13 protein-coding genes are annotated in these 19,235 nt (G+C 37.9%); 9 read left to right on the top strand and 4 right to left on the bottom strand.

All coding sequences use genetic code 11. The features are described from left to right. Nucleotides 1-63: 63 nt before the first annotated feature. The 3 genes from ACQ334_RS02370 to ACQ334_RS02360 are packed head-to-tail and all read left to right on the top strand — an operon-like array spanning nt 64 to nt 1,538. Nucleotides 64-558, top strand: coding sequence for a hypothetical protein (locus tag ACQ334_RS02370; protein WP_430986555.1), 495 nt, complete (start codon nt 64-66; stop codon nt 556-558). Nucleotides 559-585: 27 nt separating this feature from the next. Continuing rightward, a complete protein-coding gene (locus ACQ334_RS02365) occupies nt 586-1,077 on the top strand; it encodes a PaaI family thioesterase (protein ID WP_430986554.1) in 492 nt (163 codons plus the stop codon). Then, complete coding sequence (locus tag ACQ334_RS02360) at nt 1,074-1,538, top strand: hypothetical protein (protein WP_430986553.1); 465 nt, start codon at nt 1,074-1,076, stop codon at nt 1,536-1,538. Before ACQ334_RS02365 ends, ACQ334_RS02360 begins: the two co-directional genes overlap by 4 nt. 152 nt (nt 1,539-1,690) lie before the next feature. On the opposite strand, the gene ACQ334_RS02355 is transcribed toward ACQ334_RS02360, so the two are convergent. Next, nucleotides 1,691-4,969 carry a S41 family peptidase gene (locus tag ACQ334_RS02355; RefSeq protein WP_430986552.1) on the bottom strand — a complete coding sequence of 1,093 codons (3,279 nt, stop codon included), beginning with the start codon at nt 4,967-4,969 and terminating at the stop codon, nt 1,691-1,693. Nucleotides 4,970-5,232: 263 nt separating this feature from the next. Here ACQ334_RS02355 and ACQ334_RS02350 point away from each other — a divergent pair, with 263 nt between their 5' ends. The 4 genes from ACQ334_RS02350 to ACQ334_RS02335 all read left to right on the top strand — a co-directional run bounded on the left by ACQ334_RS02350 (nt 5,233) and on the right by ACQ334_RS02335 (nt 9,933). Further along, nucleotides 5,233-7,578 (top strand): NADP-dependent malic enzyme, encoded by a 2,346-nt coding sequence (locus ACQ334_RS02350; protein WP_430986551.1) that lies wholly within the window; start codon nt 5,233-5,235, stop codon nt 7,576-7,578. 96 nt (nt 7,579-7,674) lie between these two features. Further along, on the top strand, nt 7,675-8,412 hold the full coding sequence (locus tag ACQ334_RS02345; protein ID WP_430986550.1) for an MlaE family ABC transporter permease: 738 nt from the start codon (nt 7,675-7,677) through the stop codon (nt 8,410-8,412). A 136-nt stretch (nt 8,413-8,548) separates the two neighbouring features. Beyond that, nucleotides 8,549-8,899 carry a four helix bundle protein gene (locus tag ACQ334_RS02340; RefSeq protein ID WP_430986549.1) on the top strand — a complete coding sequence of 117 codons (351 nt, stop codon included), beginning with the start codon at nt 8,549-8,551 and terminating at the stop codon, nt 8,897-8,899. 224 nt (nt 8,900-9,123) lie between these two features. Continuing rightward, nucleotides 9,124-9,933, top strand: a complete 810-nt coding sequence (locus tag ACQ334_RS02335; protein WP_430986548.1) for an ABC transporter ATP-binding protein — start codon at nt 9,124-9,126, stop codon at nt 9,931-9,933. A gap of 20 nt (nt 9,934-9,953) precedes the next feature. Here the strand turns inward: ACQ334_RS02335 and ACQ334_RS02330 are convergent, their stop codons facing one another. Both ACQ334_RS02330 and ACQ334_RS02325 read right to left on the bottom strand, forming a co-directional pair. Further along, complete coding sequence (locus ACQ334_RS02330; RefSeq protein ID WP_430986547.1) at nt 9,954-10,403, bottom strand: hypothetical protein; 450 nt, start codon at nt 10,401-10,403, stop codon at nt 9,954-9,956. Nucleotides 10,404-10,423: 20 nt separating this feature from the next. Next, complete coding sequence (locus ACQ334_RS02325; RefSeq protein WP_430986546.1) at nt 10,424-10,972, bottom strand: hypothetical protein; 549 nt, start codon at nt 10,970-10,972, stop codon at nt 10,424-10,426. A 218-nt stretch (nt 10,973-11,190) separates the two neighbouring features. On the opposite strand from ACQ334_RS02325, the gene sucD reads away from it, so the two are divergent. Then, on the top strand, nt 11,191-12,066 hold the full coding sequence (sucD, locus tag ACQ334_RS02320) for a succinate--CoA ligase subunit alpha (RefSeq protein ID WP_430986545.1): 876 nt from the start codon (nt 11,191-11,193) through the stop codon (nt 12,064-12,066). Nucleotides 12,067-12,154: 88 nt separating this feature from the next. Here sucD and ACQ334_RS02315 read toward each other — a convergent pair whose 3' ends face one another. Continuing rightward, nucleotides 12,155-12,652, bottom strand: a complete 498-nt coding sequence (locus ACQ334_RS02315) for a hypothetical protein (RefSeq protein ID WP_430986544.1) — start codon at nt 12,650-12,652, stop codon at nt 12,155-12,157. Nucleotides 12,653-13,023: 371 nt separating this feature from the next. On the opposite strand from ACQ334_RS02315, the gene ACQ334_RS02310 reads away from it, so the two are divergent. After that, complete coding sequence (locus ACQ334_RS02310; RefSeq protein WP_430986543.1) at nt 13,024-19,176, top strand: alpha-2-macroglobulin family protein; 6,153 nt, start codon at nt 13,024-13,026, stop codon at nt 19,174-19,176. Nucleotides 19,177-19,235 lie beyond the last annotated feature (59 nt).

Raw genomic sequence — 19,235 nt, 5'->3', positions numbered from 1 at the left:
TTCAGATTTACAAAGGCTGTAGCTGATTTAGAAAAATCTACAATCAAAACCAACAACAGTATTTTGAGAATTTTACTTTTTATAGCTTTCTTTTTTTGTTCCGCTTCTATACAGGCGCAAAATTTTTTATCTGCTAACGAAGTCAATATTTTTTCATTTAAAACAAAAGCAGGCAAACAGGTAGTAATTGCTAAAGATACTGCTAATGCTTACATTGTCTACAGGTATGGTTCTGCTAATAAAATAGAATTCGAATTTCCATCGAACCGTAAAACAAGCTGGACAAATTTTAAATACGCTTTCTATTTAAGAGGTGGCGGTTTGGCAAATGAAGCAATGGATCTTGACTATTTATATTTCGATAATAACAGCTTTCGGTATGTGGTGTACAATACCTATTTTGCCAGGGGAAACACCGTTAAAACAGGTATTAAGATCATCGATCTAAAAACAAATAAGACAACCAATATAAATGGTATTAATAAAACCCGAAAAGGCTCTTTGAGTGACTTCAGGAGTAACAACCTACTTGAAATCACTGATGAAATTTTTGATTGATCGTTTGTAACGTTTATACTTAAAATTATGAGTGATAATAACAGTAATTTTTTCCAATTAATCAATAACCGGTTTAAGTTCAATCTTTTTTTATTTTCCAAACTACCCAGCGCATTTTTTTGTGGTGTTCGTGTACAATTTGCAGATGAAAATAAATGCATAACAACTGTTCCTTTTAAATGGCTGAGCCAAAATCCTTTTAAGAGCACTTATTTCGCCTGCCTTAGTATGGCTGCAGAAATGACCACCGGTGTTTTAGGCCTGGCACATATTTATAAACGCAATCCTGCAGTAAGCATGTTAGTCGTAAATATCAGCGGCAGTTTTTTTAAAAAGGCTGTTGGTAAAACCACTTTTACATGTACTGATGGTCTTTTAATAAAACAAACTATTGAAGATGCTATTTCAGACGGGCAAGGTAAAACCGTAACAGCAAAAAGCACGGGCACTAATGCTGATGGAGAAGTGGTGGCAGAATTTTTAATTACCTGGAGTTTTAAAGCAAGAACCAGTTTATGAAGATATTGCAGAATTTAATTTACCTCTTTCCTTTATTCCTTTTCTTTTATGTGTATTTTTTTCAGTCGCAGAAAATATATTTCCATAACAGGTTCATACAGACATTTTTAATTTTCTTTTCAATTACACTATTAATAGGTTTTGTAAGTAAAAAAGAAGATTACAATAAAGTAATGCTATGTGGTTCAATTTTATTTTTTTATATTTTATTGCTTTGGGTAATTAAAAAGAAATACCAGGTTTTAAACCAGTTCTTTATAAAAAAGCAATGGATAACAGAAGAATTTCAGAACAAAGATTTTACATGGATGACAATAAGCCATTTTAATTACGAAGTTATTTGGGAAAAGAAAATAGCAACAAAACCTTCTCTGCTGGATCGTATACTATCTCTTATATTGATTTTTATGCCCATGCTTTTAGCTCTTGGCCTCTCCTCTTTAACACGGTTTCTTTTCTGATATTGTTTAGTATTTTATTACAAATGCATACTCAAAGTTCAATAGACTGAACAGTGCAGAAAAAAAATACATTGATGGTGAATACAAATATAAAAGCCAATAACAAAGAGGTTCGTTAAAACGAACCTCTTATAAAAATAATATGCCTGGCCTTAGTTATTACCTCTTACCGGGTATGGTGGCCTGGCAGGCGTAACCTGCGGATTTTTTTCCAGTTCTTTTAAAGCCACTTCAATGGCTTTTAATAATTGCGGGTCGTTTCCTTTTATTACTTCAGACGGCGTTTGCTCTACTTCAATATCCGGTGCCACACCAACATTCTCTACAATAAAACCATCTTTTGTCCAGATGGCCACATTAGGTGCTGTTACCGAACCGCCATCAATAAATTCAGGAAATCCTAAGATACCTACAAGGCCGCCCCAGGTACGTTTGCCCACCAAAGTACCTACTTTAAATTTCCTGAACATCCAGGGCAACATATCACCTCCCGATCCTGCAGTTTCATCAATCAACATTACTTTAGGCCCTTGTATAGATGCGCTTGGTGATTTAAGGTCTTTACCATACCGCATGTTCCAGTAAGCCTGTTGTGGATTTAATAATAAGTTGATATAATAATCTGCAAGGCTGCCACCGCCATTAAATCTTTCATCTACAATGATGGCTTTTCTGTTGGCCTGCGGATAAAAATATCTTTTAAAATAATCATGCCCCAGTTCGGCAGTATTGGGTACATACACATAAGCTACCTGCCCGTTGGTGGCTTCAGTTACTTTTTTCAAATTACCCTCCACCCAGTCACGGTTACGCAGAGCCGATTCACTTTCAACCGGAACTACTTTTACAGTTCTGGATGCTGCACCATCAGCATTGCTGCTTACAGTAAGCTCTGTTATTTTACCGGCAGTGTTTTCAAAATAACGGTACAGGTCTTCTGCAGCATTAATATCGTTACCATTTACGGCTATAATATAATCGCCTGCTTTTACATTTACACCAGGTTCGGTTAAAGGCGATTTTAAATTAGGGTTCCAGTTTAATCCCCCATATATTTTTTTAATCTGATAACGATTGTTGTTGATAGTATAATCTGCACCCAATAAACCGCCACTAATTCTTTGTGGTGTGTACAACTGATCCCCGGGATTTGAAATGCGGTGGTGCCCAACACCCAATTCGCTGCACATCCATTGTATCAAAAGATTTAAGTCACTCCTGCATGCCAGGTCGGGTAAAAAAACTTCGTACTTCTTTTTAACTGCAATCCAGTTGGCGCCATGCATACCAGGGTCGTAAAAATAATCCCTGTTTACACGCCATGCTTCTTCAAATATATTTTTCCACTCTGCAGCGGGGTCGGTTTTTATTTGAATTGCAGCGGTGTTAATATTTCCTTTGCCCGGTGCCGGTTTACTACCTGCATCTGTTATCACCCAACTGTTATTAAGGCTGTACAACATTTTTTTACCATCCGCAGAAAGGATATATCCATCCATTGCAGTAACCTCAGCATCCTTCCTGGCTTTTAAATCGTATTTATGCATCATGCCACTACCCTGGTTATCGGCAGGAAAAACAACATAATATAATTCACCTTCTTTTCCTGTACCCAATTGTCCGTAATTATCAGCGGCAAGCGGCAGGTCAACGATCCTGTTTTCAATACCATCCCAGTCAATACGTAGCTGGTCATCTTTTTTATCCGGTGCTGCTGTTTTTTTATCAGCTGTTTTACCCGTTGTTGCTGTTGCAGTATCAGGTTTTATAGTTTCTTCGTCATTTTCTTTTGCAAAAGGAGAAATGGTTTCTTTTTGCAGTGTAACCAGGTAAATGGAATTGGTTGAGCGCATATCAGCATTAGACTGATCGAACCAGTTGATAACAGGCCCTGCATCAGTGGATGCAAAAAAGTAAAGGTACTTTCCGCTTTTATCAAACTTAGGATCTGATGCATCACTTAAACCATCAGTTAAGGCAAAGGATTTTTTTTGTTCTATTGAATATAGATAAACCCGTTTAAATTGCGTTTCGGTTATTTTAGTATACGCAATCCATTTGGAATCGAACGACCAGCTGCCATTCAAATAACGGAATGAGCCGGGTGTGTATAATTCATCTGCATCAATTTTTGTAATGGCTCCTGATGCAATATCTAAAACATAAAAATTTCTTCCATTATCAGTAAAATTTATTTTTTTACTGTCAGGCGACCACTCAGGGTAAGCATAAAATCCTGTGCCGTTAAGCTTAAAAATTTTTGCTTCGCCTTTTCCATCCTGGGGTTTTAAATATAACTGGTATTCGCCACTGGCATCAGAGAAATAGGCGATAGTTTTTCCGTCAGGCGACCAGGAAGGATATTTTTCATGCGCCCCGGGGGTTTGTGTAATATTCCTGTAATCTCCTTTTTCTGCAGGCGCAGTAATAATTTCACCACGACTGTCGAAAACTACTCTTGCCCCAGTCGGAGAAATATCTCCTGCACGGATATAATCACCTCCTTTTACAAAGCGGCCTCTTAGTTCCAGTAAATCTGCAGCAATCCCAATTTTTAATTTTGTTGCAGCAGCTCCGTTTATTGAATAGGTATGCAAATAGCCGGACTGTTCAAAAACAATATTACCATTTGCGGCACTCGCATTCAGCACAGGGAAATCTTTATATTTAGTTAACTGGTCAATTTTTTTTGTGGCAGTATTATAGGCAAATAAATTAAATTCTCCATTACGGTCGCTTCTGAAATAAACGGTGTTACCAACCCACATCGGGCTTACATCATTACATCCTTCGGCGGGTTGTGGAATTTTTACCACGCTTTTATCTGCAAACGAAAAAATATTTATGACAGATATCGTACCGCCCCTGTAATGTTTCCATTGCCTAAATGCATCACTTAAGGGTGTGTAGGCCATTTGTTTTCCATCAGGCGAATAATTTGCCCAGAATGCATTGGGTATTTCTAACTGCGTAGCCATGCCGCCTGTAATTGCAACTGTAAATAATTGAGCGTAGCGGCCGGTAAATACATTTCTTTGCGAAGCAAACAGTACTGATTTTCCGTCTGGTGTAAATCCTCTTACAATATCTGGCGATGGGTGCCAGGTAAGGCGTTTAGGCACACCACCTTCAACGGGAATGATAAATACATCCGTATTGCCATCGTACTGTGCACTGAAGGCAATTGTTTTTCCATCGGGAGAAAATACCGGGCTTGTTTCAACACCTCTGTCAATTGTTAGCCTCCTGGGTTGCGATCCGTCGGCTTTGGCCACCCACAGATCTTCTGCATAAATAAAGGCAATATTATTTGCACTGGCAGCAGGTTGAGAAAGCATCCTGGTATCGGTATTATCAATTGCAAAAACCGGGGTAATAAAACCCGAAATACAGAACAGCATAAAGCCATAGAATTGTTTACAGCGTTGCATAGTTTTTGGTTAAGAGTGAAAAAAGTAAGGATTATAATATTAAAAACAAAAATTGAGAATCCGAAATTTGATTTGATAGTACGTATTATTTACGGCTGTACCAATGTCCCGCTTTATATGGTGTAATATTTATCATAAGCATTGGCTATTTGAATAGCTGCTTCTCTCCCTATATTTACCTAAATTGCATGCTCAAAGTTCAATAAGAATTATAGTTATTAAAAAAATCGTCTCCTGCAATATTAACAGGGGCAATTTTAATTATGCAAAAAGAAGAACTACGCAAGCAACAAGCTTTAGAATATCATTCAAAAGGCAGGCCGGGTAAAATTGAAGTGATACCCACCAAAGAAGCCAAAACACAAAGAGACCTTTCATTAGCATATTCACCCGGCGTGGCTGTGCCCTGCATGGAAATTTTTGCTAATCCTGAAGATGTATACAAATACACTGCTAAAGGAAATTTAGTAGGTGTGATCAGTAATGGAACGGCGGTTTTAGGCCTGGGCAATATTGGCCCGGAAGCTGGTAAACCGGTAATGGAAGGCAAGGGTGTACTGTTTAAAATATTTGCCGACATTGATGTATTTGATATCGAGATCAATGAAACTGATCCGGAAAAATTTGTACAGATCGTTCAGGCTTTGGAACCTACTTTTGGTGGCATTAATTTAGAAGATATAAAAGCACCCGAATGTTTTTACATTGAACAGGAATTAAAAAAACGTTGCAAGATACCGATCATGCATGATGACCAGCATGGTACGGCCATCATATCTGCAGCCGCATTATTGAACGCAGTAGAATTACAGAAAAAGAAACTGAGTAAAGTAAAAATCGTTGTAAATGGTGCCGGTGCTGCTGCAATATCCTGTATGAAATTATATATCAGTTTGGGTGCCAGCAGAGAGAACATAAGTGTTTACGATAGCAAAGGATTGATACATGCCGGCCGCAACGATCTTGACGACATCAAAAAAGAATTTATCTCCACTTCCAAAGCCTTTATGCTGGAAGAAGGCATGAGAGATGCTGATGTGTTCATTGGTTTAAGTAAAGGCAATGTGGTTACTACCGAAATGGTAAAATCGATGGCCAAGAACCCGATCATTTTTGCCATGGCAAATCCTGATCCGGAAATTACTTACGAAGCGGCTACTGATGCCCGTAAGGATGTAATTATGGCGACAGGAAGAAGTGATTATCCTAACCAGGTAAATAATGTTTTGGGCTTCCCGTATATATTCCGTGGTGCGTTGGATGTAAGAGCCACCACTATTAACGAAGCTATGAAACTGGCTGCTGTAAAAGCTTTGGCTGAATTGGCCAAAACGCCGGTACCCGATATTGTAAACATGGCGTACAATGAAAGAACCATTTCTTTCGGCCCTGATTATATTATACCTAAACCGGTTGATCCGAGATTATTAGCCACGGTTGCACCTGCTGTTGCTAAAGCAGCAATGGAAAGCGGTGTTGCAAAAAATCCTATTACCGATTGGGAGGCTTATGAATTGCAACTCAATCAAAGATTAGGATTAGATAATCAGTTGAGCCGTGTTATTGGTAATAAAGCAAGAAAAGATCCGAAGAGAGTGGTGTTTGCAGATGCAGAAAATTTAAAGATCTTAAAAGTTGCACAACTGGCACAGGAAGAAGGTGTGGCTTATCCTATTTTATTAGGTGATGAGCAACGCATTTTAAAACTGGCAGAAGCTAATGGTATTGACCTGGAAGGTATGCCCATCATTAATCCTAAAGCAGATGACCAGGAAGAGTTACGCAAAAAAATGGGCGACCAGTTTTTTGCCAAGCGCCAGCGCCGTGGTGTAAATAAGTATGAGGCTTATAAAGCGATGAAGGACCGCAACTATTTTGGTTGCATGTTGGTGGAAACCGGTGAAGCAGATTGCATGATCAGCGGCTTAAGCAGGAATTATCCAGATACCATTAAACCTGCATTGCAGGTAATTGGTACCGAAGATGGCGTAAAAAAGATCGCAGGCATGTACATCATGTTCACCAAACGTGGGCCATTGTTTTTAGCGGATACCACCATCAATTTTAACCCTACTGCAGAAGAACTGGCAGAAATTACTTTGCTGGTAGCTAAAGAAGTAAAACAATTCAATATTAAACCACGTATTGCCATGCTCTCCTACTCCAACTTTGGCAGCAGCGAGGGTGAGGAAGCAAAACTGGTTCGCAGGGCCAGGGAAATTGTAAAACAAAAAGATCCTGAACTGGTATGTGATGGTGAGGTACAAGGCATCATGGCTTTTAATAAAGAAATTTTAAAAGAGAATTACCCGTTCAGCGAACTGATAAACGGAGAAACCAATACGCTTATCTTCCCTAATCTTGCAGCAGGCAATATTGCTTACAACTTACTGCAGGAAGTAGGCGGTGCAGATTCAATAGGCCCTGTTTTATTAGGTTTAAATAAACCGGTGCATGTATTGCAGCTAGGCAGTTCCATACGTTCTATATTCAATATGGTATTAATTGCTGTAGTGGATGCACAGTTAAAATGCAAGACCAACACACAGGAAGTGGTTAAGAAAAGTAAATGGTGGAAAAAGTTCCGTAAGACCAGCCATGATTTATAATTTCGGATTTCGGATTTTAGATTTTAGATTTGCCCATATTGCAATTGTGGTTTTATCTGAAATCTAAAATCTGCAATCGTCAATCTAAAACAAAAAATGACTTTTTTCACCCACTTCGGCCGTTACCTGTTGATGTTAAAGGGCATGTTCAGCAAGCCCGAGAACATGAAGATGTACTGGAAAGAATTTATGCACCAATGCGTTGAGATAGGCATTGGCGCTTTAGGCATTGTGGTGATCATCTCTGTGTTTATGGGTGCGGTAAGTGCGGTACAAACTGCTTACCAGTTGGTGAGCCCTATCATTCCAAAATCTACTATTGCACAAATTGTAAGAGATACGGTCATTTTAGAATTTGCCCCTACATTGGTGTGTATTGTACTGGCCGGTGTAATTGGCAGTAAAATTGCCAGTGAACTGGGTAATATGAGGGTAAGTGAACAAATTGATGCGTTGGAAATAATGGGCATCAATACCAGGGCTTACCTGATAATGCCCAAAATTGCAGCTGCATTAATCACCATTCCATTGCTTGTAATACTGGCAATGGCTTTAGGCATCTGGGGCGGAAGATTAGCCGGCACAGCATCGGGTATTTTATCTACTGATACCTACGACCGGGGACTGATTGAAAACTTTATGCCTTTCAACGTTCGCTTTGCCATGTACAAAGCCGTTACGTTTGCATTTATCATCAGCAGCATTCCTGCTTATTATGGTTACTACGTAAAAGGTGGTGCACTTGAAATTGGAAGAAGCAGTACAAAAAGTGTGGTAGTGAGTTGCATTATGATCTTATTTGCGGATTATATTTTGGCAGCCATCTTTTTGTAGAGCTTCAAGGGGAGCAGCTACAAGGGACAAACTTTTTGACCGAAGTCCTTTTATTTTTGAAATATTAAGGTGGATGATTTAGTTGCAAGGGTGCAACTTTTTTAATCGTCTTTCATTCTTTTGAGAAACACAAAGAATGAAAGATTTTAAAAGACTCATTGTTTGGCAAAAAAGTTTTCGCCTTTTTATTGATTGCCATAAGTTCTGTAGAAAATTACCTCCTGAAGAAAAATACGAACTTGGTTCACAATTAAGGCGTGCTGCTTTTTCTATTACTGCAAACGTTGCTGAAGGGAGTGCGAAAGCGACCAACCCTCATAAAAAAACTTACCTGGATAATGCTTTAGGTAGTGCTTACGAAGTTGAAACCGCACTGCTTGCTATTATAGAATTGTACCCAGATCTAAAAACAGTTTGTGAAATTAATCTCGGCATTTGTATTGAGGTGCAGAAGATGTTGAATGCGCTGATCATAAAACTGAGTTAGAGAGAAGCTTCAAGGGGAGTAGCTGCAAGAGGGTAAATTTCCGTATTGCTACCTTGTTAGTTACTTAGAAGAGTTTATAATTCTTTTACTTCTCCCTTGCAGCTACTCCCCTTGAAGCTTTTCACCTTGCAGCTTTTCCCTTAACTTAGCTTTTTAAATGTAAACAACTAAAAGGAGTAAAATAATCAGGGTCGCCCTTGCAGCTACTCCCCTTGAAGCTTCCCATGATTGAGTTTAAAAACATAAAAAAATCTTTTGGAGACAAAATTGTATTAAATGATGTGAGTCATGTAATGCAGACCGGTGCATGCAACTTAATCATTGGCACGAGTGGTAGTGGCAAAACCGTTTTACAAAAATGCCTGGTAGGATTATTTGAACCGGATGAAGGGGAAATTATTTATGATGGCATTAGTTTTACTGACATGACGGAAGAAAACCGTAAAGAATTGCGCCAGCAGATCGGAATGCTTTTCCAGGGTAGTGCTTTGTTTGATAGTATGACAGTGGAACAAAATGTGATGTTTCCACTGGATATGTTTTCTAACCTTAGCAGCCACGATAAACAAAAAAGAGTGAATGAGGTTTTAGCAAGGGTGGCATTGGTAGATGCTAATAAAAAATATCCTGCAGAAATAAGCGGTGGTATGAAAAAACGTGTAGGTATTGCACGTGCCATTGTACTCAATCCAAAATATTTATTCTGCGATGAGCCTAACTCCGGCCTCGATCCTCAAACCAGTATGGTAATTGATAAACTGATCTACGAGATCACCAAGGAGTTTAACATGACCACCGTTATCAATACCCACGATATGAACAGTGTAATGGAAATTGGTGAAAATATTTTATACATGTACCAGGGCCAAAAAGAATGGAGTGGTAATAATAAAGAAATTATTTTTTCCAAGAACGACCGGCTTAACAGTTTCATCTTTGCATCAGAATTTTTACAGGATGCAAAAGATATGCGTATGCTGGAAGCTAAGGGAAAAATCAGTGATGACAGGAATATGGATGAATTGCTGAAATAATTTTTTATACAAACTCCTATTCATTTTTCTAACAGTAACAGTTTATTGCTATACTTTGCTATTTCTACAGTAAGTACGTCTCCTTCTAAAATATTATCAACTATTTTTTTATTCCGGATGTGCAGTTTTTTCAATTGTTTGTCGTTGGTATAAATATCCGCATAACCATTTTTTAATGACTTTTTTACTACAGTCAGTTGGCCGCATAATTTAACCTGCTTTGACAGATCCTTTCTATAAGCTACCTGGTCTTTTATAAGTATCCACATAAAAACAACTGCCATGGCTATATAAAATGTAATTGTTACAGGCCAGTAGCCATACTCTTTTGTAAGAAGCCCCAAAAGACCCAAAAGCATTGACAAAGGAACACTAATAATTGAGCAAATAACCACCCTGCCTTTAAACCTGCTCAGCATAGTTTCAATTATCTGAACATCATCATTATTAAATTGTTTTTCTGAAAGCATCGCTAATTTATTAGAATCATTTATCGCTTATCTACAAGCATGGTATCAAATTTATTCCAGAACATCGTATCATTTCTTATCACGCCAAATGCCGGAAGTTTTTTTACATAGCCATCATAATTCGATTCCTTTATACTTATTGTATCTCCGTTTCTTTTATACTTGCCGTAATATACAGTTAGTATTGAACCACTGTATTCTATCAATTTTAAATTATGGTATTCCCTGAATTCAAAAGTCATTCTATTCTTTGCAGCTGGCAAGTTGGAAACTTTAGTGAAGACGGTTGTATTTTCTATAAATGATCTTTTGGCAATAGCATAAAAAATAACGGAACAAAATAAAAGTGCAATACAAGTAACCGAAAACTCCAACAGCTTTTTATTCTTTCTGTAATTATTCCATTCTACAAAAAATGTAATAATACCAATACTAAGCAAACAAAGTGCAGACAAATATTTAAAATAAGACATAAAACCGATCTCATTACCTCCGAATTCCAATATAATACCAATAACACCCAAAAATATCACCAGGAGGAGAAGAAGTATGCGGATGAAAATTTTCATGCGTTCAATTAGCAATTAAATATACATAAGTTCTGCTCCATTCTTCCGCTTTAATAAAAGCTGAATCAAGGATATATCTCTGAAAGGGGTCCCGAACTTCAGAAACCAATATAGCCCACCTGCACCTAAATACCCGTCTCCAAAATATCCCTTTCTATAATAACCCATCTGCCCTATCTTTGCCGCACATTTTTAACCAATTAACTCTTCATCGAACCATGTCAGTTCTCGTTAACAAAAGTTCTAAAATAATTGTACAGGGTTTTACCGGTACAGAAGGTACATTTCATGCCACACAAATGATTGAATACGGCACCGATTTAGTAGGCGGCGTTACGCCTGGTAAAGGCGGCTCTACTCACCTGGATAAGCCTGTTTTTAATACTGTAGCCGATGCGGTAAAAACCACCGGCGCTAACGTGAGCATCATTTTTGTACCACCGGCTTTTGCTGCCGATGCTATTATGGAAGCTGCTGAAGCCGGAATTGCACTGGTAGTGTGTATTACAGAAGGTATACCGGTACAGGATATGGTGAAAGTGAAGAATTATTTATTGGGTAAAACCACCCGTTTAATCGGTCCAAACTGTCCCGGTGTAATTACTGCAGATGAATGTAAAGTGGGTATTATGCCCGGCTTTATCTTTAAAAAAGGCAGGATCGGTATTGTGTCAAAATCCGGTACTTTAACTTACGAAGCGGCCGACCAGGTAGCTAAAGCTGGCTTGGGTATTTCTACAGCCATTGGTATTGGTGGTGACCCTATCATTGGCACGACTACTAAAGAAGCAGTAGAATTATTTATGAACGATCCTGAAACCGACGCCATTGTAATGATTGGTGAAATTGGTGGTGGCATGGAAGCAGAAGCGGCTGAATACATTAAAAGCACCGGTAATAAAAAACCGGTAGTTGGTTTCATTGCTGGCCAGACTGCTCCTCCCGGCCGTCGTATGGGCCATGCAGGTGCTATTGTTGGTGGCGCTGATGATACTGCTGCTGCTAAAATGAAAATTATGGCAGAATGTGGTATTCATGTTGCCGCAAGCCCTGCTGATATCGGCAAAACAATGGCTGAAGCTTTAAAAAAATAATTTACCAGGCTGAGCCTGTCGAAGTCATAAAACAAGAGCCCCGAAATTTTTCGGGGCTTTGTTTTTGTATGCAGAATCCAAAGGAGTCTTAGTGACGCCATCCATCATGGTCATTATCATGCCTTCTGTCATCATCCCTTCTTCTGTCATCACGGCCATAACCATTATTTTGATAGCCTTGTTTTTCGGTAATGTTTACCTGTCCGTAATTGTTGATGTTTAAAGCAGTTTCAACACCTGGTTTAAAGAACAATACTGAGCTGTACATTACTTTTTGTTTTTGTTTACCCCAGAAGCTACTTCTGTATTCGTACACAGTTACAGTATGTCTGCCAGGGCTCATGGCACCTACGGCAATACTGTTATCACGCCTTGTGTTACGATAGTTGTCATTCAGCTCGTATTGCATGTTATCAATCATTACTGTAAAACGTTTTTCAGTAAAGGCATTAATAACTAAGGAACTGCTGTTATAACTGTTGTTACGGGTATCGTATTTTGTTCCCCTGTCGTTACCGCCCTGCCATTGTGCAAAGCTGGATGAGAAAATGGCCATCACGGCTAAAAATGTAAAAATCTTTTTCATTGTAGTAAAATTTAAAAGTGAAAAATACAATTCGCAGTTTTTATTTTTTTTGCTGCTTACTACAGAATATCCAAACCTTATGCCGTATGCCATACGAACACTTAATAAAACGTTAAAGAAAAAGATCTTGCTTATTTATGAAAAAGATGCAGCTTACACATCTGTTAATAGCTGCAATGATTTTTAATTCACTACGTGAATTGAGTTAGCCACAGATTGCACAGATTACACAGATAAATACAATCAGATAATTTGTGAAATCAGTGTAATCCGTGGCAACAAAAACCACGCAGTAGTTAAAAAGTATTTTAAATCATTCATGCGCAAACGCTCAATAACAAATTGTATCTTGTAATTAAAATAAGTTCCTTATGTTTTTAAAGAAAATTCTGCTGGTGATTTTTACCGGCTTCGCATTTACCACCATGGCACAAACAAACAACGACTATTTAAAAAACTGGAAGAAGGTAGAAGACCTGGAAAAGAAAGGCCTTACCAAATCTGCATTGGCAGAAGTGGTGACGATCTATAATCTTGCCATAAAAGATAATAATGATGCACAGCAGATAAAAAGCAGTATGTATCAAATTAAATACAGGAACATGGTGGAAGAAGAAAGCCATGAGAACAATATTTTTTTTACAGATACTTTAATTGATAAAGCAAAAGGCCCGGCAAAAAATATTTTACAAAGTATGCAGGCAGAAATGTTCTGGCAATACCTGCAAAACAACCGCTGGAAATTTTACGACCGCACTAAATTAAAGGAAGACAAAAATAAAGACATCACCACCTGGAGCATTGATAAGATACATAGTGTGATCTCCGGATTATTTAAAGCGTCATTACAAAACGAAAATCTTTTAAAAACAACAAAACTGGATGCATTTGCACCCATCATTATTAAAGGGCAAAATACCAAACAGTTGAGGCCTACACTCTACGATTTTTTAGCGCATCGTGCCCTGGCTTATTTTATGACTGATGAGAATCAATTAACCAAGCCTGCTTACGAATTCAAAATAAATGATGCCAGGGTATTTGCACCTGCAGCAGAATTTATTACTGCATCTTTTAAAACAAAAGATACTGCATCACTGCAACACAAAGCTATTTTGCTATTGCAGGATATTTTAAAATTTCATTTCAACGATGCTAAACCCGATGCGTTAATTGATGCTGACCTGATACGATTGAATTTTGTAAACCAGTACAGCACTATTGAGGGCAAAGAAAAATTATACGAAACGGCTTTAAAAAACATTGAAGATAAATATCCTGAAAACCCGGCGGTAGCCCAAGCCGCTTATTTAAGAGCAAAAATATATTTTGACCGTGGAGAACAATTTGAAGCCAACGGTAAAACAGAGAACCAGTTTGAGAAAAAAAGAGCGAAAGAATTATGTGAAGCCATCGCTAAAAAATTTCCAAAAAGTGAAGGTGGTATCTATAGCCAGAATCTTATAGCTACTATTATACAACCTACATTAAATATTGAAACAGAAAAAGTAAATACCATCAGCGATCCTTTCCGCACATTGGTAGTGTATAAAAATGTACCTAAAGTTTATTTCCGAATTATTAAAACATCAAAAGAAGAAATAAAAAAAATCGACCGCAGGGATTATGAAAAATTATGGAGTTATTATGTAAACCTTAAAGCCGTAAAAAGCTGGAGCGTTACATTACCAGACCCCTCAGATTACCAGGAGCATGGTACAGAAATTAAAATAGATGGACTTGATAATGGTGTGTATTTTATTTTAGCCAGCCTTACTGAAAATTTTTCCCTTGCCAAAAACATTATAGCTAAACAAACCGTGTATGTAAGTAATATCAGTTACATACATAATAACAGCAATGAGTATTATGTATTGCACAGGGATAATGGACAGCCGCTGCCTAATGCACAGGTACAGGTATGGGAAAGCAAATACAATTATCAAACCAATAGCCCCGATGAAATAAAAGCAGAAAAATATACCACAGACAAAAACGGTATGTTTAAAATGAAAGCCAGTAAAGACTACCGTAATTTTTTACTGCAACTGAAATATAACAATGATGAATTGTTTATGGATGAGAACGAAGGTTACAATACTTACAACAGCCTCGATATTCCCGAACTAAAACCCGTAGCATTTTTATTTACCGATCGTAGCATTTACCGCCCCGGGCAAACAGTTTATTTTAAAGGTATTGTTATAAAAAGTGAAAAAAAATCGGGCAGTACTGCTGTGGTGCCTGATTTTAAAACAAAAATTTTATTACGTGACGCCAATTATCAAAAAGTTACAGAACTAACAGTAACAACCAACGAATACGGTAGCTATAAAGGTTCTTTTAAATTACCCGAAGGTGTTTTAAACGGACAGTTCAGTTTGTTTGACAGTGTTACTAACTCCATGGAGCGTTTTAATGTGGAAGAATACAAACGTCCTAAGTTTTTTGTAGAAGTGGAAAAACCAAAAGGCACCTATCGCTTAAATGACAGCATAAAAATTACCGGTAATGCAAAAGCTTATGCAGGTAATAATGTTGATGGTGCTACTGTAAAATACCGTGTGGTACGAAAAGTGCGTTACCCCATCTGGTGGGAATGGGGTTTTACCAGCAGGCGTAAGATCAATCCGATTTATGGCAGAAGCGAAGAAAATGAAATTACCAATGGTGAAGTAGTTACGGATGCCAAAGGCGAATTCAAAATAACTTTTAAAGCATTGCCCGATGAAAGCGTTGACAAAAAAAGCCAGCCTGTATTTTATTACGAAGTAAGTGCTGATGTTACTGATATTAATGGCGAAACAAGAAGTGGTAATACTTCTGTGGCTGTAGCGTATCAAATGCTGCAACTGAGTATTGACATGCCTGATAAAATTGTTGCGGACAGTTTTCAACTGAAAATCAGCAGTACTAATCTGAATGATATTTTTGAAAAAGCAAAAGTGCTGGTTTCAATTACCAGGCTAAAAACACCGGAAAAAATTTACAGAGAAAGGTATTGGGATATGCCTGACCAGTTTGTGATGAGCAAAAATGAATACGCCGGCTATTTCCCTTATGACGTATACAAAGATGAAGATAAAACTTCTACCTGGCCACTTCTTGACAAAGTTTATGTGAAGGAAGATACTACCAGAGAAAATGGATTGTGGGAAAAAGAAAAAGGTGGCGCAGAAATTGGTTGGTACAAAATTACAGCAACAACAAAAGATAAATATGGAGAAGAAGTAAAAGCAGAAAAATACATTCAACTAATTAACTCGTCAGCTAACAAGCTTATTAACGAACCCATTGCTGTTGCGGTAAAAAAACAATCTGTTGAACCGGGCGAAAAAATTGAATACAATATTGCTACCGGATTTGAAAATATCTGGTTGATTCATACGTTGACAAAAATGGATAAAACAACCAACACTACTTATCAGTCTATAGCAAAAAATAAATCAACGCCATTTGTCGAATCTGCGGGAGAACAAGACCGCGGTGGTATGGCTATGAGTTATGCTTTTGTGCAACACAACCGCATATACAAAGGCGGCGAAAGTTTTGATATTCCCTGGAGCAATAAAGAACTGAACATTACTTATTCAACATTCAGGGATAAATTATTACCTGGTGCCAACGAAAAGTGGACCGTAAAAATTACGGGACATAAAGGCGAACAGGTAGCTGCAGAAATGTTAGCAGGTATGTATGATGCATCATTAGACCAGTTTAAACCGCATAGCTGGAACAGGTTAAACATCTGGCCAGGCTTATACAATACTGTAAACTGGGAAGAAAAAGGTTTTAATAAAGTAGAAAGTGAAGAGTATAATAAAAGAGAGATTGCTTATGCAGACCCGATTGTTAAAACTTATGACAGGTTGGGCAACTATACAACTAATAAGGAGGAAGTGTATTTTGGAATGGGTGATATTTATGCTCCTCAATTTAAAGTTGGCAATGGCTCCGGGCTTGAATACAGAGCACAAGCTAATTTTGCAGCACCTGTTGCTTCAGATATGGCTACAACCAGCTATCTTTTTGACCGTGTGGATGTTGGCAGCACAAGCAAAGTAAAATCCAGTGGGAGAATTCTTGAGAAAAAAATTGAAGTGATTACTTCAGCCGTACCTTTTTTACGAATTGGAGAAGATGAAACCGAGGCCCCCGTACAGGTACGCAAAAATTTTAATGAAACCGCTTTCTTCTTTCCTGATCTTACAACAGATGCCGATGGTAATGTCAGTTTTGAATTTACTATTCCTGAAGCATTAACCAAATGGAAACTGATGACACTGGCGCATACCAAAGATTTAGCCAGTGGTTACGGCGAAAAAACAACCTTTACACAAAAACTATTAATGGTACAACCTAATGCGCCCCGTTTTTTACGTGAAGGTGATGCCATGGAATTCAGCGCTAAAATTGTAAACATGAGCGATAGTGAAGTAACCGGTACTGCACAATTAGAATTATTAGACGCAGCAACTAATAAACCTGTTGATGGCTGGTTTAAAAATGTTTTTCCCAATCAATATTTTACTATTGCAGCCGGGCAAAGTTTTGCAGTTAAATTCCCGATGGAAGTGCCGTTTAATTTTAACAGTGCGATGACCTACCGCATTATTGCAAAAACAAAAAACGCCAGCGATGGCGAAGAAATGGCCATACCTGTTTTAACCAACCGTACTTTGGTTACAGAATCAATGCCGATCAATCTTCGTAATCAAACCACAAAGAATTTTAAGTTTGATAAATTATTGAATAGTGGTAACAGCACCACCATCAGCAATCATGCGCTTACTGTGGAGTACACCAGCAACCCTGCATGGTATGCGGTACAGGCATTGCCTTACCTGATGGAATATCCTTACGAATGTGCTGAGCAAACTTTCAACCGTTATTATGCCAATGCATTAGCAACCTTCGTTAGCAACAGCATGCCAAAAATTAAAGCTGTTTTTGAAAAATGGAAAACTGCTGATACTGCAGCCTTATTGTCTAACCTGCAAAAAAATGAAGAATTAAAATCAGCCTTATTGCAGGAAACACCATGGGTATTAGATGCACAAAACGAAAATCAGCAGAAGAAAAATATAGCGCTGTTGTTTGATATGGTAAAGATGAGCAGCGAAATGGATAAAGCATTTAATAAACTAAAAGCCATGCAAAGCAGCAATGGTGGTTTTGTATGGTTTAAAGGCGGTCCTGATGATCGTTACATCACACAATATATCATCACCGGCATTGGCCATTTAAGAAAACTGAACGCATTAAGTGGTGATAATTATCAAAAAGTAAAAGCTATTGTTGATAAAGGCGTTGTATATCTCGATAAAAAAATAAAAGAAGATTACGATAATTTAATTCGTTATAAAGCAAAATTAACCAACAACAATTTAAGCGATATACAGGTGCAGTATTTGTACATGCGTAGTTTCTTCTCTGAATATAAAATTGCAGATGCTTCAACTACAGCTTACAATTATTATCGTGGACAAGCGCAGAAATTCTGGTTAAGCAATGGCAAGTATACACAAGCGATGATTGCATTGGCTTTATACCGTACTAAAGATGAAGTAACACCAAAGGCCATTCTTAAATCCTTAAAAGAAAATGCCATCATTAAAGAAGAGATGGGTATGTACTGGAAAGAATGGACAACAGGCGGCTATTACTGGCAGCAGGCTCCGATAGAATCGCAGGCGATGATGGTGGAAGCATTTGGTGATATTGAAAAGAATACTGCTACAGTTGACGATTTAAAAACCTGGTTGCTGAAACAAAAGCAAACACAAAACTGGAAAACCACCAAAGCAACTGCTGAAGCATGCTATGCATTATTACTGGGCGGCAGTAACTGGCTGAGTGAAGAAAAAGAAGTAGTAGTCAATTTAGGTAATACTGTTATCAAGAGTAATGATGATGCAACAGAAGCTGGTACCGGTTATTTCAAAAAAAGAATTGCAGGTGAAAAAGTAAAACCGGAAATGGGGAATATTACAGTCACCCTAAACTCCTCCAGCTCCAAGCCTCTAAACCAAACAAGCACAAGCTGGGGAAGTGTGTACTGGCAATATTTTGAAGACTTAGATAAAATCACGCCTGCCGAAACTCCATTGAAATTGAAAAAGCAATTATTTATTGAAAGAAATACAGATAAAGGTCCGGTACTGGAAGCATTGGCAGATGGAGCCACATTAAAAGTGGGTGACAAAATAAAAGTGCGTATTGAATTAAAAGCAGACAGGGAGATGGAATACGTACACATGAAAGACATGAGAGCAGCGTGTATGGAACCGGTAAATGTATTAAGTGAATATAAATACCAGGGCGGATTAGGTTATTACGAAAGCACTAAAGACGCCAGCACTAATTTCTTTTTCAGTCGCATCAGCAAAGGCACTTACATTTTTGAATACCCGATGTTTGTTACCCATACCGGTAATTTCAGCAATGGTATTACCTCAATACAATGCATGTATGCTCCAGAGTTTACATCGCATAGTGAAGGCATAAGAGTAACGGTGGAATAACAAATTGCAGCGCATAAAAAAATCCTGTAAAATAATTTACAGGATTTTTTTTATTAATG

This window comes from Ferruginibacter sp. SUN106, from assembly GCF_050611765.1.
In the GTDB taxonomy this organism is placed as follows: Bacteria; Bacteroidota; Bacteroidia; order Chitinophagales; family Chitinophagaceae; genus Ferruginibacter.
Note: the sequence above shows the minus strand (reverse complement) of the source record. Positions and strands in the feature narration are given on the sequence as shown.